Raw genomic sequence first — 14,788 nt, 5'->3', positions numbered from 1 at the left:
GATCCTTCGATGTCTAAAAAACGTTAATGGTGCCCATGTCGGCTTCCACCTCCAGTCTGGTGCAGTTATCCAACGTCCGCATCGACCGGAGCGGGCGCACGATCCTGCGCGACGTGTCGCTGCAGGTGCCCAAGGGCAGCATCACCGCGGTACTGGGTCCGTCCGGCAGTGGCAAGTCGACCCTGCTGGCGGCACTGACCGGCGAACTGCGTCCGGTCGCCGGCGAGGTCACCCTGTTCGGCAAGCCGATTCCGCATGACAGCGGCGCGCTGCTGGAGATGCGCAAGAGCGTGGGTGTGCTGCTGCAGGGCAATGGCCTGCTGACCGACCTCACTGTGGCCGAAAACGTCGCGCTGCCGCTGCGTACGCATACCCGCCTGCCGACCGCCGTGCTGCGTCGGCTGGTGGAAATGAAGCTGCATGCGGTGGGCCTGCTGGCCGCGGCCGATGCCTGGCCGCGCGAACTGTCCGGCGGCATGGCGCGCCGCGTGGCGCTGGCCCGCGCGCTGGCGCTGGACCCGCCGCTGATGATCTACGACGAGCCGCTGACCGGGCTGGACCCGATCGCCTCGGGGGTGATCATGAGCCTGATCCAGCGCCTCAACCACAGCCTGGGCCTGACCAGCATCATCGTCAGCCACCACGTGCACGAGACCCTGCCGATCTGCGACCAGGTCATCGCCATTGCCAATGGCGGCATCGTGTTCCAGGGCACGCCCGAGGCGCTGCAGTCCAGCCAGGACCCGCTGCTGCGGCAGTTCCTGCATGGCCAGCCCGATGGCCCCATTCCGTTCGATGCCGCGCCGCGCGCGAGGGTCGCCTGATGCCGTTCGTCCAAGCCACCCGCTCGCTGGGCCGCGCCGGCCTGTTCTCGCTGACCGTGCTGCGTGGTTCGCTGCCAACCCGTGATTTCCTGGCCGAGCTGACCCGCGAGATCTACAAGATCGGCGCGCGCTCGCTGCCGATCATCGCTGTCGGTGGTGCCTTCGTCGGCCTGGTACTGACCCTGCAGGGCTACCGCACGCTGACCACCTTCGGTGCGGCCGACGCGCTGTCGACCCTGCTCGGCCTGTCGCTGTACCGCGAACTGGCGCCGGTGCTGACCGCGCTGCTGTTCATCGGCCGCGCCGGCAGTTCGATCGCCGCCGAACTGGGCCTGATGCGCGCCACCGACCAGATCAAGGCACTGGAGCTGATGGCGATCGACCCGGTGGCCAAGGCCGTGGCGCCGCGCTTCTGGGCGGCGGTGCTGACCGTGCCGCTGCTGACCGGCATCTTCTGTTCGCTGGCGATCAGTGCCAGCTACTTCGAAGCGGTGCACGTGCTGGGCCTGGACAATGGCGTGTTCTGGTCGGCGCTGCGCAACAGCGTCGATTTCTGGGATGACTTCGGCGTGGCGATGCTGAAGTCGGCGATCTTCGGCGGCACCGCCGCGCTGGTCGCCGCCTACGTTGGTTTCCACGCCGAGCCGACCATCGAGGGCACCTCGGTGGCGACCACCCGTGCGGTGGTCAACGCCTCGCTGCTGGTGCTGATGTTCAACTTCGTGCTGTCGGCAATGTTGTTCACCTAACCCCTCCACCGGCGGTGCGCAGGCGCGCGCGGCCACCACGACTCGATCAGGTAATCCACATGGCCATCCGCGGTCCCAGACTCGAATTCTCCGTCGGCGCCTTCCTGCTGCTGGCCCTGGCCTCGCTGATGGTGCTGGCCGTGGCCTCGACCAACCAGCGCTGGAGCTGGGGCAGCCAGGGCTACGAGCTGAAGGCGCGCTTCTCCCAGGTCGGCCAGCTGCGCAAGCAGGCGCCGGTGAAGATCGGCGGCGTCACCGTCGGCCAGGTCGCCTCGATCGACCTGGATCCGGTGAAGTTCGAGTCCATCGTGACCCTGCGCATGGACAGCAAGGTCAAGGACCTGCCGGCGGACACCTCGGCCGGCATCTTCACCAGTGGTTTGCTGGGCGAGAGCTATATCGGTCTGCAGCCGGGCGGTGACCCGTACGTGCTCAAGGCCGGTGACGAGATCGTCTTCACCCAGCCGGCGGTTGACCTGATCCAGCTGGTCGGCAAGTACATGTTCAGTGGCGGCGCCGGTGGTGGCGCAGGCCAGAAGCCCAACGATGGCGCGCAGGCGCCTGCAACGGAACCGCAACCATGAAGATGAAACTGATCCCGGCCCTGCTCGCCTCGACGCTGCTGCTGGCCACGCCGTTCCTCGCCCAAGCCCAGGCCGCCGCCCCCGCCGCTGCCGCGACGCAGGGCCAGGCCGGCAAGGTGGTGATCGATGCCAGCACGCGCATCCTCACCACCCTGCAGCAGCGCCGGAGCGAGTTCAGCAGCAACCCGGCCAGCCTGCGCAGCTACATCGACAGCGAATTGAACCGCACCTTCGATCGCGACTACGCCGCGCGCCTGGTGCTGGGCCCGCACGCCCGCGGCGCCTCGGATGCCGACATCAAGCTGTTCGCCGATGCCATGGCCGACAGCCTGATGCAGCGCTACGGTTCGACCCTGCTCAACATCCAGGGCAAGCCGAGCTTCCGCCTGAAGGGTGAGAGCCCGCTGCCGGGCAACCGCGGCGTGCGCGTGAGCACCGAACTGGTGCGCGCCGGCAGCGAACCGACCCCGGTCGAGTACTGGATGCGCAACGTGAACGGCCAGTGGAAGATCTTCGACGTCAACATCGAAGGCATCTCCTACGTGCAGACCTTCCGCAACCAGTTCGACACCCCGCTGCGCCAGAAGGGCATCAAGCAGGTGGCCAGCGAGCTGCACAGCGGCAGCATGCAGGCCGGGCCCGCGGGCAATGGCAAGTAACGCGCTGGCGCTGCTGGAAGGCGACACCCTGCGCCTGCGCGGGGTGCTCGACCGTGCCGCGGTGATCGCGCTGTGGCCGCAGCTGCAGGCCCTGCCGGCCAAGCTGGCGCGGCTGGAGCTGGGCGAGGTCGAGCGCGTGGACAGCGCCGGCCTGGCCCTGCTGGCCGAACTGGCGGCCCGTGCACGCAAGGCCGGCCATGCACTGGCCATTTCCGGCGCGCCGGCCGGCTACAACGAGCTGAGCGCAGCCTACCGGCTGTCGCCCGACCTGGATTTCAACGCTACTTCTGCTGCGAGCTGACATGAACGTCGTACGCACTTTCCCCCTGATCGTCCTGGCCACCGCCCTGACCGCCTGTGCCGGCAAGCCCGCGCGCAGCGATGCGCCGGTCGCCAGCACCGTGGTTGCGCCCAGCCCTGCTGCCGAAGCGCCTGCCGCAACGGCCGATACCGGCGTGGTCGACGCTGCTCCGGTCGCCCCCGTGGCCAATCCTTCGGCGCCCGCCACATCGTCGCCGACGGCTGCGCCGCAGGGCGCGGAGGCCACCGCACCGAAGACCGCACCGAAGACCGCAGCGTCCACCGCCGCCGCTGGCGACGATGATTTCGATGCCCTGTATGGCGGCACCGGCAACACCGGCAGTGCGGCGGCCTACGATCCGTGGGAACCGTTCAACCGCAAGGTCCACAAGTTCAACAACGCGGTCGACCGCGGCGTGGCCCGTCCCCTGGCCACCGCCTATACCCATGTGGTGCCGCGCTTCGCGCGTACCGGCGTCAGCAACTTCTTCAGCAACCTGCGTGCGCCGGTGACCATCACCAACCAGCTGCTGCAGGGCCGTGGTGCCGACGCGTGGGACAGCCTCGGCCGCTTCCTGATGAACAGCACGCTGGGCATCGGTGGCCTGTTCGATCCGGCCAGCAAGGCGATGGTGCCGCGTCGCAATGAAGACTTCGGACAGACCCTGGGTGCCTGGGGCTGGCGTCGTTCGCGCTACGTGGAACTGCCGTTCTTCGGCCCGCGTACCGTGCGCGATGTGTTCGGCCTGGCCGGTGACATCCCGCTGTCGCCGATGCGCCGAATCGAGGAAGACAAGATCCGCATCGGCCTGCAGGGCCTGCAGCTGGTCGACACCCGCGCACAGCTGCTGGCGATCGACGATCTGCGCGACACCGCAGTGGACGAATACGCCCTGGTCCGCGATGCCTGGATGCAGCGCCGCAACTACCAGATCGAGAACGATCTGCGCAGCAAGCGCGACCGCGGCCACGACGATGCCAATTCGCCGATCCCGGTCGATGCGATGCCAATGCCGCAGTGGACCCACTGAGTCCGGTCTGCAGCGCATGAAAAACCCCGCCTCGGCGGGGTTTTTCTTTGGCGCTGCGGGTGGGGTCGGAGCCCTTTCCCGTGGAAAGGGATCCGACCCCGGCCGATCAGGCCGCCAGTGCCGCCTCGATGGCCTCGCGCAGGCGCGCATCATCGGCGGCCACGTCCGGCGCAAAGCGGGCGACGACCTTGCCATCGCGGCCGACCAGGAACTTCTCGAAGTTCCACAGCACCGCCGGTGCCGGATGGATCGGGATCTCCTTGCTGGCCAGGCGCTCGCGCAGCGGGCCTTCGCCGATCGACTGCGGCTGCGCAGCGGTCAGCTGCTGGTACAGCGGGTGGGTGTCGTCACCGGCCACGCTGATCTTGGAGAACATCGGGAAACTGACATCGTAGGTGAGCTGGCAGAACTGCTGGATCTCGGCCTCGCTGCCCGGCTCCTGGCCGAGGAAGTTGTTGGCGGGGAAGCCCAGCACTTCCAGGCCCTGCGCGTGCTTTTCCGAATACAGCGCCTGCAGGCCTTCGTACTGCGGGGTCAGGCCGCACTTGGAGGCAACGTTGACCAGCAACAGCACCTTGCCCTGGTAGTCGGCAAGCGAGGACGGCTGGCCGTCGATGGTGGTGAGGGAAATGTCCTGGATCGGGGTGCTCACGCGGGGGCTCCGGCTACGTCGGGGAATGGCCCACCAGCATAGCGCCGCGCGACGCCGGTAGTGCCGGCCGCTGGCCGGCAATGCTGCGATCGTTCCCGGGGGTTCATGCGGTTGCCGGCCAGCGGCCGGCACGACGATCAGTCCACGCAGATCGTGCCCTGCGCCTTGCCGTCATCGATGCGCTGGCGGCACCCGAAGTTCTGGCGGGCATCACGCTGGCAGGTACCGGACGCCACAGCACCGGGCGCCACCTCGCCCCCGGCCAGGCACTGGCCCGTGCAGTCACTCTTGCGGCTGCAGGCCTTGCCGGCGTCGGCATAGGGAATCACGCACTGCTCGCGCTGCAGGCGGCCGAGCCGCTGCAGGGTGCCGCCGGCGGCCTGGCAGTCGACGTCACGTGCTTCGCGGTAGGCCTCGCTGGCTTCCGGCGTGGGAGCGGCCGTGGTGGTGTCGGCAACCGGGGGCGTGCTGCTGCACGCAGCCAGTAACGCAGCGAGGAGAAGAACGGCACAGGAGCGGAAGCGCATGTCGATACCCGCCACGGACCCAGGGCGCCCAGCATAGCCAGGCGCAGGTGCACGGGACGTGTCAGCCCGCATTGCCGTCCTCCTCCTCCTCCGGCGCGCCCAGCTGCTGCATCGGGTCCGGGGTCAGCTCCGGTGGCAGCGCGCGCTTGGCCTTGCTGCCCAGTTCGGCAAGCCGACGGGCGCGGCTGATGGCCGACTGCGGCGAATCGATCAGGCGATTGCGCGCATCGGCGTAGGCCTTGCCGGCATCATCCAGCTTCTTGCCCATGGCGGTGAAGTCCTGCAGGAACCCGGTCAGCGCGTCCAGCACCAGGCCACCGGCTTCGCTGATCTTCAGCGCCTGCTTCTGCACCTTGTCGCGCGTCCACAGGCGCTCGGCCACGCGCAGCAGCGCCATCAGGGTGTTGGGCGAGGCGAACACCACGCGGTTGTCGAAGGCGAACGCCTGCAGGCTGCCATCGGCGCCCAGTGCGGCCGACAAGGCACCTTCGATGGGAACGAAGGCGATGGTGATGTCCAGCGTCTCGCTGCCCAACGCCTTCGGATAGTTCTTCTCGCCCAGGTCCTTCACGTGCTGGCGCAGCGCAACCGCGTGCCGGCGCAAGGCGTCTTCGGACTGCTCCGGGGTGGTGGCATTCATGGCTTCCTGCCAGGCGATCAGGTTCACCTTGCTGTCGATCACCACGCTGCGCTCGTCGGGGAACTGCACCACCACGTCCGGTCGCAGGCGCGCACCTTCGTCATCCACGGCATGCTTCTGCCGCTGGTAGTGCACGCCCTCTTCCAGGCCCGATCCGCGCAGTACGTTGTCGAGCATCAGCTCGCCCCAGTCGCCGCGGACCTTGGCATTGCCCTTCAGCGCGTTGGTCAGCGCCGAAGCCTGCGCGGCCATGTCCTGGTTGAGCGTCTTCAGTTCGCCCACCGCACCCAGCAGGCTGGCGCGCTGCCGCGCTTCCTCGCCATACAGGGTATCGACGCGGGTGCGGAAGTCGCCCAGCTTGTCGGCGAACGGCTTGAGCAGTCCCTCGATATCCGCGCGCGACTGCACCGTCGCCTGCCGCACGTTCTTCTCGAACTGCTGCCCACGTTCGTCGAACACCTTGCCGGCCAGTTCGGCGAAGGCGCCGGACAGCTTTTCCTTGGCCGTATCGAGATAGCTGCGCAGTTCGGCACTGGCGCGTTCGGAGTGCTGCAGATTGGCCACCGCGCGGGCATGTTCACCGTGCAGCTGCTGGTAGCGCTGCTGCGCCTGCTGCAGTTCGCTGCTGGTGTCCGCAACGGCAGCGCGCGCCTGCGCCAGGGCCGCTTCACGTTCGGCCAGCTGTGCTTCGCGGCTGGCCGACAGCGCCGCTTCGCGCTCCACCCGGGCGGTCAGCGTAGTGACGGCCTGTGCGTGCTGCTGGCTGCGGCTCCGTTCGTTTTCCAGTTCAGCGCCCAGCGCATCGAGGCGGCCGCGCAGCTGGCCGGCATCGACCAGGGCGAGGCGATGCTGTTCGCGCTCGCTGTCCAGTTGCCGCTGCAGTTCGCCGGACGGTGCACCGCCGGCACTGCGACGCCACAGCAGCAACAGCGTGACCAGGGTCGCCAGCAGCAGGACCACTGCCAGGATCAAGAGGACTTCGATATTCATGCGATCAGTTTAGCCCCGCTGCGCTAGGCTGGGTCGGTCCGCCCCGGAAGCCCCCATGCTCGCTCTGTACGGAAAGCCCACCTCCATCAACGTGCGCAAGGTGTTGTGGCTGTGCGCCGACCTCGACCTGCCACTTCACCACGAGCCAGAACCGCCTGCGGACCTGCTGGCCACGTTGAACCCGAACCGGCAGGTGCCGGTACTGCGCGATGGCGACTTCGTGCTGTGGGAATCCAATAGCATCTGCCGCTACCTGGCCGTACGCGCTGGCCGTGACGACCTGCTGCCCGGTACGGCGCAGGACCGCGCCCGGGTCGAGCAGTGGATGGACTGGCAGGCCAGCGACCTCAACAGCGCCTGGCGCCATGTATTCATGGCGCGTGTGCGCCAGCATCCGGACTATCCGGATGACGCCCGCGCCGAGGCCAGCCTGGCGCAGTGGAACCGCTTGATGGGCGTGCTCGACACACAGTTGGCCGGTGGCCATTCGCACGTGGCGGGCAACACCTTCACTCTGGCCGACATCGTGCTCGGGCTATCGACCCAACGCTGGCGCAGCACGCCCGGCAACAAGCCCGTGCTGCCACACGTCGCGGCGTGGTTCGAACGCCTGCGACAGCAGCCGGGTTTCACCGAACACGTCGACAACGGCGTGGGCTGAGGCAGGGGTCAGATCCCTGTCCCAAGGGGAAAGGGATCTGACCCCAAGGGCGCGGGAACAACCGGTGTTACCAGCCTTCCAGCACGATCTTGCCCTTGGCGCGGTGGCTTTCAAGCAGCGCATGGGCGCGCCGCAGGTTGGCCGCGTCGATGCGGCCGAAGTGCTCGCCCAGGGTGGTCTGCAGCACACCGGCATCGATCAGCTCGGCCACCCGGTTCAACAGGTCGTGCTGGCGCTGCATGTCGGCGGTGCGGTACAGCGGCCGGGTGAACATCGACTCCCAGTGCAGGGACAACGCCTTGCGCTTGAGCGCCATCACATCGACCTGGCCGGGATCATCGATCAGCCCCAGCTGGCCCTGCGGCGCCAGCAGTTCCACGATCTGCGCGTAGTGCTGGTCGGAGTGGGTCAGGCTGGCCACGTGCTGCACCTCGCTGATGCCCAGCCGCGCCAGGCCCTCGGCCAGCGGCAGGCTGTGGTCGATCACGTGATGCGCGCCCATCGCATACACCCAGTCCTGGGTATCCGGACGCGAGGCGGTCCCGATCACAGTCAGTTTCGTCAGCTTCCGCGCCAGCTGCACCAGGATCGAACCAACGCCACCGGCAGCACCGATCACCAGCAGGGTCTGGCCCTCGCCACCGCCCTCCGGGATGCGCAGGCGATCGAACAGCAACTCCCACGCCGTGATCGCGGTCAGTGGCAGTGCGGCGGCGGCGGCATCGTCGAGGCTGGCCGGCTTGCGGCCGACGCTGCGCTCGTCCACCAGCTGGTACTCGGCGTTGCTGCCCGGGCGGTCAATCACGCCGGCGTAGTAGACCGCATCGCCAGGCTGGAACAGGGTCACCTCGCTGCCCACCGCCTCGACGATACCGACCGCATCCCAGCCCAGCACGCGCGGGCCGTCGGTGGCCATGTTGCGGCGGACCTTGGTGTCGACCGGGTTCACCGCCACCGCACGTACCGCCACCCGCAGGTCGCGCGGGCCGGGCTGCGGCAGCGCCAGGTCGATGTCGATCAGGGCCCGGGCATCATCGATCGGCAGGCCGGCGTGGGTGTAGGCAATGGCGCGCATGGCAGCGGTCCAGTGGGAAAGGAGGCGACAGGTTGCGCCGCGCGCACCCCCGCAGAAAGGTGCAGAATCGGGCAGCACTTTCACTCCAACAATGAAGATGATCCGCTTCGACGACCTGCAGCTGTTCGTCCGCACTGCCGCGCTGGGCAGCTTCTCCCAGGCCGCCCGCGAAGCCGATCTGCTGCCCGGCCAGGTCGCCGCGGCGGTAGCACGGCTGGAACGCGAGCTGGACCTGCGCCTGTTCGTGCGCACCACCCGCAGCCTGCGCCTGACCGGCGAAGGCGCGCTGTACCTGCCCTATGCACAGGAGGTACTGGCGACCCTGCGCGAGGGCCAGGCCCGCGTGCAGGGCGAAGACGCCGAACTGCACGGCACCCTGCAGCTGTCGGCGCCGTCGGACTTCGGCCGCAACCTGCTGCTGCCGTGGTTGAGTGCGTTCCGCGCCGCGCACCCGCGGCTGCGCCTGCACCTGCGCCTGTCCGACGAGGTGGCCGACGTGTTCCGCGACCCGGTCGACGTGGCCATCCGCATCGGTCACTTCGACGACGCCAACTACGTCGCCCTTCCGCTGCTGGAAGGCAACCGGCGCGTGCTGGCCGCCTCGCCCGGCTATCTGCAGCGGCGTGGCACGCCCACGCGCCTGGAGGATCTGCGCGAGCACGACTGCTTGGTCTATCAACTCAATGGCCGCGCCTACGATCGCTGGTCCTTCGAGGTCGACGCACGCCGCACGGTGATTCCGGTGCGCGGCCCGCTGGTCTGCGACGACGCCGACGTGGTGCGGCGCTGGGCGGTGGCCGGCGAAGGCATCACCTACAAGTCCTGGCTGGACCTGCGCGAAGACGTGCGGGCCGGGCGCCTGCAGCTGCTGCTCGACGGGGTTGGCAGCAGCATCCCGCTGCAGCTGGTATGCCCGCACCGCAAGCAGTTTTCGCCTGCGGTACGGCAACTGCATGCGCAGCTGCGCCAGCACCTGCAACCGCTGCTGTCTGGCATGCCCGATGGCCTGACCCGCCCACTGTCGCCAACGGCGGCACTGGCCGACAATGGCGGCCCCCCGTAACAAGAGAACGCCGCCATGCCGTGGATGGGCATCCAGGACCTGTGGACGTTTCTGGTCGCCGTGCTGGTGTTCCTCGCCCTGCCCGGCCCCGGCACCTTCACCCTGCTCACCGCCACCGGCCGTGGTGGCGTGCGCGGCGGCTATACCGCGCTGGCCGGCCTGCTGGTCGGCGACCAGATCCTGATGTGGCTGGCGTTGGCCGGCGTGGCGGCGCTGCTCAAGGCCAACCCGCTGGTGTTCCACGCAGTGCAGTACCTCGGTGCGGCCTACCTGGTATGGGTCGGCATCAGCCTGCTGCGAACGCCCAAGCACGAGGGCGGTGACGCTGGCCCGATCCGCATGCAGCCGGGCCGCTACTTCCAGCAGGCGATCCTGGTCAGCCTGCTCAACCCGAAGGCGATCCTGTTCTACATGGCCTTCCTGCCATTGTTCATCGATCCCAAGGCACACCAGGGCATCGCCACATTCGCCGCGCTGGCCGGCATCATCCTGGTGGTCAGCATCGCCTACTGCTCGATGCTGATCGGCGTGGGCAACCTGGCCCGCAGCCGGTTGATCCAGCATCCGCGGGTCAGCGATGCGCTGCGCCGGGTGGCCGGCCTGTTCCTGGTGGGGTTCGGCATCCGGTTGGGGCTGAACGGCTGATACCGCAGACGAGCAGGCTCGGCGCTACATCTGCCAACCAAGGTTGGCATCTACCAGAGCGCGGGATCCGGTAGTCGCCGACCCTGGTCGGCGCTGGCGCCGTCGGCGTTCATGAGGCGGGTCTCTACCCGCCGTGCAGTTCCGCGCGCAGGTGATCAATGAACACCCGCAGCTTCGGCGCCATATGCTCGCGGGCGGGGTAATACAGGTGGAAGCCTGGGAACGGCGGTTGCCAGTCCTGCAGCACCGCCTGCAGGCGCCCTCTCGCCAGATCATCGGCCACCAGTGACGCGAACCCCTGCGCCATGCCGAGCCCGCCCAGCACGGCGGCATAGGCCAGTTCGGCATCGTTGAACACCAGCCGCCCATCAACCTCCACTTCCATGTCGTGGCCATCGCGACTGAACTCCCAGGGCATCAAGCGGCCGTTGGCACGACGGTGGACGATGCATGCATGGCCCTGCAGATCGTGCGGGCTGGCCGGAATGCCGTGCTGCGCGAAGTAGCTGGGCGTGGCCACCACCACCTGCCGTTCCGGCGGCCCGATCGGTACCGCGATCATGCCGCGCGCCAGTGATTCGCCGAGGCGGATGCCGGCATCGAAGCCTTCGGCCACCAGATCGGTCAACGCCGGCTCCACGCACAGCTCCACATCCACCTGCGGGTAGCGCGCCAGGAACGAGGGCAGTGCCGGCAGCACCCGGCGCTCAGCGACGATCCTCGGCAGGGTGATGCGCAGCTTGCCGGCCGGAACCGCGCGCGCGCTGTCGAGATCTGCGAACGCCGACTCGATCTGCTCCAGCCCGCCGCGTACACGCTCGAGGAAGCGCGCACCGTGTTCTGTCAGGCCAACCCGGCGCGTGGTTCGTTGCAGCAGGCGCACCCCCATCCGCGCTTCCAGCGCGCGCACGCTCTGTGACAGCGCCGAGGTGGAGATGCCCAGCGCATCGGCGGCGCGGGTGAAGCTGGCATTGTCGGCGACGTGGACGAAGGCGACCACCGCCGACAACGGTGCGGAGGGATTCATTGTGAAGCCAACCTTCATGGTGAGTCCGGTTCCATCCAGTTTATCCACAGGATCGGGCGGCAGATGCTGTGCCTCCCGGCGGGATGCCCGCCTTCCTGTGATGGAACCTGTCATGTCGCTGGACCACTACCGCCTGCTCGGCCGCTCCGGCCTGCGAATCAGCCCGATGGCGCTGGGCACGATGACCTTCGGCGCCGATTGGGGCTGGGGTGCGGACGAAGCCGAGGCCCGCCGCATCTTCGACAGCTACGTCGAACGCGGGGGCAACTTCATCGATACCGCGAACAACTACACCAATGGCAGTGCCGAGACCCTGCTCGGCCGGTTTGCCCGGGGCCAGCGCGACCGGCTGGTGATCGCCAGCAAATACACCCTCGCTACCGTGCCCGGTGACCCCAATAACGCCGGCAACCATCGCAAGAGCATGCTGCGCTCGGTGGAGGACAGCCTGCGCCGGCTGGGTACCGACTATCTGGATCTGCTGTACCTGCATGCCTGGGACGACACCACCGGCGTGGACGAGGTGATGCGGGGCTTCGACGACCTGGTCCGCAGCGGCAAGGTGCTCTACGCCGGCATCTCCGATACGCCGGCCTGGCAGATCGCGCGCATGCAGACCCTGGCCGATCTGCGTGGCTGGTCACCATTGGTAGCGCTGCAGATCGAGTACAGCCTGATCCAGCGCAGCGTCGAACACGAACTGCTGCCGATGGCCGAGGCCCTGGGTCTGGGCGTGGTGGCGTGGTCCCCCCTGGGCAGCGGCGTGCTGACCGGCAAGTACAGCGCGGCTGACCTGGCCAGCACCGAGTCGCTGCAGGCCACGCCGGGCGGATCGCGCCGCAGTGTGGCCCTGATCAATGGCGCGTTGACACCGCGTTCGCTGCAGATCGCCGGGGAAGTTGCAAAGATCGCGGCCGATCTCTCATGTTCGGCGGCCCAGGTCGCGCTGGCCTGGCTGCTGCAGCGACCTGGCGCAGGCGCGCTGCCGATCATCGGCGCCCGCACCCTGGCGCAGTTCGAGCACAACCTGGCCGCACTGGAGCTGGCGCTTCCCGCCGAGGCGCTGGCCCGCCTCGATGCGATCAGCATGGTGGCGCCGGCCTTCCCGCACGATTTCCTGCAGATGCCGTTGCCGCGCATGCTGATGAGCGGCGGTACACGCCTGCGGCCACGCGGAGGCTGAGGCCGTGGCAGGGAGGGCGGGCTATGCTGGCCCTCCCTTCTCGAATGGATGCGCGCGGATGGTCCGGTTGGCTCGCTGCACCCTGCCCTTGCTGCTGCTGGCCGGCACTGCGTCTGCCGGCACCGCGCAGGACCATCGTTGCCTGAGCGGCGGTCGCAACGACAGCATCCACCTGGAATGGCGCTGGCTGGAGGATGGCCAGGCCGACGTGCGTTACGCCGGGCACCACGAACGCCTGCTGCTGCGCCGGGTTTCGATGGAGACCACCGTGCTGGCCGAAGACCGCCCGTACCAGTTCGACAGCGTCTGGGAAGAGCGCATCAACGGGCGCCTCAACGGCCGCTACCTGCTGAGCACGCAGGGCGCGCTGGTGCTGGACCTGAGCTACGAGCGTACCCGCGACGGGCGTCGCACCACCTTCCACGATGACGTCGAGGCCTGGCAGGAAGACGGCTGCCACTGGCCTGGCAGGGAAGTGGCGTGAACTACAGGGACAGGGTTCCAGACACCCGGGGGACCTCGAGTAAATTCGAATTCTGCTGACAATTGTGCCGATTCCGGCAGCATGCCCGGAGTGCAAGCGCATCGATGACGCATCTGACCCACGTATGACCCCCGTCAGTGGTAATGCTGCGCTGCGTTCGGTCACACTCGGGAACTTGTCGTTCTTAGTCACCCCTTCCGAGGCCTGCATGTCCCTGTTCCGGCGCAAGTCCCTAGATTCCGTCACCGTCCACGAAGCCGGCAGGCGCCTGATCCCGACGCTCAGCTGGCCGCACCTGATCGCGCTGGGCATCGGTGCCATCGTCGGCACCGGCATCTACACGCTGATCGGCGTCGGTGCCAACCTGGCCGGCCCGGCGGTGCTGATCTCCTTCGCCATCGCCGGTGCGGTCTGCGCCTGTGCGGCGCTGTCCTACGCCGAGCTGTCGACGATGATGCCGGCCGCCGGCAGTGCCTACACCTACAGCTACAGCGCGCTGGGCGAGGTGTTCGCCTGGGTGGTGGGCTGGAGCCTGATCCTGGAGTACTCACTGGTGGTGAGTACGGTGGCGGTGGGCTGGTCCGGCTACTTCGTCGGCTTCCTCGAATGGGTCCACACCCAGTTCGGCTGGAACGTGCACCTGCCAGCCTGGCTCGCAGCCGGCCCGCACGTGGAAGGCGGCATGATCAACCTGCCGGCGATCGTCATCACCTGGCTGGTGGCCGGCATGCTGATGGCCGGCACCAAGGAAAGCGCCACCCTCAATGCCATCCTGGTGGTGTTCAAGCTGATCGCGCTGGCCATCTTCGTGGCCGTGGCCCTGCCCGCCTTCGACAGCGCCAACCTGCAGCCGTTCATGCCCTATGGCTTTGCCAAGTCGATGGGCCCTGATGGCGTCGAACACGGCGTAATGGCGGCGGCAGCGATCATCTTCTTCGCCTTCTACGGCTTCGATGCGATCTCCACCGCCGCCGAAGAAACCAAGAACCCGGGCCGCGACCTGTCGATCGGCATCATCGGCTCGATGATCGGCTGCACCATCGTCTACGTGCTGGTCGCGCTCGCGGCCGTTGGTGCGATGAGCTATGCAGTGTTCGGCCACAGCGCCGAGCCGCTGGCGCTGATCATGCGCCAGCTGGGTCACCCGACCGCGGCAATGGTGATCGGCGTGATCGCGATCATCGCGCTGCCGACCGTGCTGCTGGCCTTCCTGTACGGCCAGAGCCGCATCTTCTTCGTGATGAGCCGCGATGGCCTGCTGCCGCGTGGCCTGTCCAAGGTCAACGCGCGTACCGGCACGCCGGTGGCGACCACGCTGTTCACTGCGGTCGTGGTGTCGGCGCTGGCCGGCGTGGCACGCCTGGACGAGATCGCGGCACTGGCCAACGCCGGTACCCTGGCCGCGTTCACTGCAGTGGGCGTCTGCCTGGTGGTGCTGCGCCTGCGCGAACCGAACCGCGAGCGCAGCTTCCGTACACCGGCTGCTTTCGTGGTTGGCCCGCTGGCCGCGCTGGGCTGCATCTACCTGTTCCTCAGCCTGCCGCACAGCACGCAGCTGTACTTCCTGCTGTGGAACGTGGTCGGCCTGGTGCTGTACTTCCTGTACAGCCGCCGCCACGCGCTGATCGCGAAATAACCGGTTCACCGGTAGTGCCGGCCGCTGGCCGGCAACTCGGATCCTGTTGATACGGGCA

At 68.0% G+C, this 14,788-nt stretch carries 17 protein-coding genes; 12 read left to right on the top strand and 5 right to left on the bottom strand.

The annotated features are described in order from the left end of the window. Positions 1–35: 35 nt before the first annotated feature. The 6 genes from DFO63_RS16880 to DFO63_RS16855 are packed head-to-tail and all read left to right on the top strand — an operon-like array spanning position 36 to position 4,147. On the top strand, positions 36–824 hold the full coding sequence (locus DFO63_RS16880) for an ATP-binding cassette domain-containing protein (RefSeq protein WP_014039019.1): 789 nt from the start codon (positions 36–38) through the stop codon (positions 822–824). Then, entirely contained in the window at positions 824–1,573 is a 750-nt protein-coding gene (locus DFO63_RS16875) for an MlaE family lipid ABC transporter permease subunit (RefSeq protein WP_005414955.1), read from the top strand. Before DFO63_RS16880 ends, DFO63_RS16875 begins: the two co-directional genes overlap by 1 nt. 59 nt (positions 1,574–1,632) lie before the next feature. Next, on the top strand, positions 1,633–2,157 hold the full coding sequence (gene mlaD, locus DFO63_RS16870; RefSeq protein WP_119007398.1) for an outer membrane lipid asymmetry maintenance protein MlaD: 525 nt from the start codon (positions 1,633–1,635) through the stop codon (positions 2,155–2,157). Further along, positions 2,154–2,816: an ABC transporter substrate-binding protein gene (locus DFO63_RS16865; protein WP_014039021.1), complete on the top strand. Its 663-nt coding sequence runs from the start codon at positions 2,154–2,156 to the stop codon at positions 2,814–2,816. The genes mlaD and DFO63_RS16865 overlap by 4 nt, the downstream gene beginning before the upstream one ends. Then, entirely contained in the window at positions 2,806–3,117 is a 312-nt protein-coding gene (locus DFO63_RS16860) for an STAS domain-containing protein (protein WP_014039022.1), read from the top strand. Before DFO63_RS16865 ends, DFO63_RS16860 begins: the two co-directional genes overlap by 11 nt. Before the next feature lies 1 nt (position 3,118). Beyond that, positions 3,119–4,147 carry a VacJ family lipoprotein gene (locus DFO63_RS16855; RefSeq protein WP_119007397.1) on the top strand — a complete coding sequence of 343 codons (1,029 nt, stop codon included), beginning with the start codon at positions 3,119–3,121 and terminating at the stop codon, positions 4,145–4,147. Positions 4,148–4,253: 106 nt separating this feature from the next. Here the strand turns inward: DFO63_RS16855 and DFO63_RS16850 are convergent, their stop codons facing one another. From DFO63_RS16850 to rmuC, 3 genes are all read right to left on the bottom strand, one after another. Further along, complete coding sequence (locus DFO63_RS16850) at positions 4,254–4,799, bottom strand: glutathione peroxidase (protein ID WP_049446843.1); 546 nt, start codon at positions 4,797–4,799, stop codon at positions 4,254–4,256. A gap of 137 nt (positions 4,800–4,936) precedes the next feature. Next, a complete protein-coding gene (locus DFO63_RS16845) occupies positions 4,937–5,326 on the bottom strand; it encodes a hypothetical protein (protein WP_049446841.1) in 390 nt (129 codons plus the stop codon). Between the two features lie 61 nt (positions 5,327–5,387). Beyond that, positions 5,388–6,956, bottom strand: a complete 1,569-nt coding sequence (rmuC, locus tag DFO63_RS16840; RefSeq protein WP_049446840.1) for a DNA recombination protein RmuC — start codon at positions 6,954–6,956, stop codon at positions 5,388–5,390. 55 nt (positions 6,957–7,011) lie between these two features. Here rmuC and DFO63_RS16835 point away from each other — a divergent pair, with 55 nt between their 5' ends. After that, a complete protein-coding gene (locus tag DFO63_RS16835) occupies positions 7,012–7,617 on the top strand; it encodes a glutathione S-transferase N-terminal domain-containing protein (RefSeq protein ID WP_049446838.1) in 606 nt (201 codons plus the stop codon). Positions 7,618–7,684: 67 nt separating this feature from the next. On the opposite strand, the gene DFO63_RS16830 is transcribed toward DFO63_RS16835, so the two are convergent. Beyond that, positions 7,685–8,692 carry a zinc-binding alcohol dehydrogenase family protein gene (locus tag DFO63_RS16830; protein ID WP_049446836.1) on the bottom strand — a complete coding sequence of 336 codons (1,008 nt, stop codon included), beginning with the start codon at positions 8,690–8,692 and terminating at the stop codon, positions 7,685–7,687. 91 nt (positions 8,693–8,783) lie between these two features. On the opposite strand from DFO63_RS16830, the gene DFO63_RS16825 reads away from it, so the two are divergent. Together DFO63_RS16825 and leuE are read left to right on the top strand one after the other, a co-directional pair. Continuing rightward, positions 8,784–9,755, top strand: coding sequence for a LysR family transcriptional regulator (locus DFO63_RS16825; protein ID WP_049446833.1), 972 nt, complete (start codon positions 8,784–8,786; stop codon positions 9,753–9,755). A gap of 15 nt (positions 9,756–9,770) precedes the next feature. Then, positions 9,771–10,400, top strand: a complete 630-nt coding sequence (leuE, locus tag DFO63_RS16820) for a leucine efflux protein LeuE (protein WP_119007396.1) — start codon at positions 9,771–9,773, stop codon at positions 10,398–10,400. 124 nt (positions 10,401–10,524) lie between these two features. Here the strand turns inward: leuE and DFO63_RS16815 are convergent, their stop codons facing one another. Further along, positions 10,525–11,427, bottom strand: coding sequence for a LysR family transcriptional regulator (locus DFO63_RS16815; protein ID WP_101766350.1), 903 nt, complete (start codon positions 11,425–11,427; stop codon positions 10,525–10,527). 112 nt (positions 11,428–11,539) lie between these two features. Here DFO63_RS16815 and DFO63_RS16810 point away from each other — a divergent pair, with 112 nt between their 5' ends. From DFO63_RS16810 to DFO63_RS16800, 3 genes are all read left to right on the top strand, one after another. Further along, on the top strand, positions 11,540–12,610 hold the full coding sequence (locus tag DFO63_RS16810; protein ID WP_101766351.1) for an aldo/keto reductase: 1,071 nt from the start codon (positions 11,540–11,542) through the stop codon (positions 12,608–12,610). 58 nt (positions 12,611–12,668) lie between these two features. Further along, positions 12,669–13,094 carry a hypothetical protein gene (locus DFO63_RS16805; protein WP_119007395.1) on the top strand — a complete coding sequence of 142 codons (426 nt, stop codon included), beginning with the start codon at positions 12,669–12,671 and terminating at the stop codon, positions 13,092–13,094. A 208-nt stretch (positions 13,095–13,302) separates the two neighbouring features. Further along, positions 13,303–14,730, top strand: a complete 1,428-nt coding sequence (locus DFO63_RS16800) for an amino acid permease (RefSeq protein WP_049446828.1) — start codon at positions 13,303–13,305, stop codon at positions 14,728–14,730. The last annotated feature ends 58 nt before the right edge of the window (positions 14,731–14,788 follow it).

The sequence above is a fragment of the Stenotrophomonas sp. AG209 genome (assembly GCF_003550055.1).
Taxonomy (GTDB): domain Bacteria; phylum Pseudomonadota; class Gammaproteobacteria; order Xanthomonadales; family Xanthomonadaceae; genus Stenotrophomonas.
This window is presented reverse-complemented; position numbering and strand designations above follow the sequence as displayed.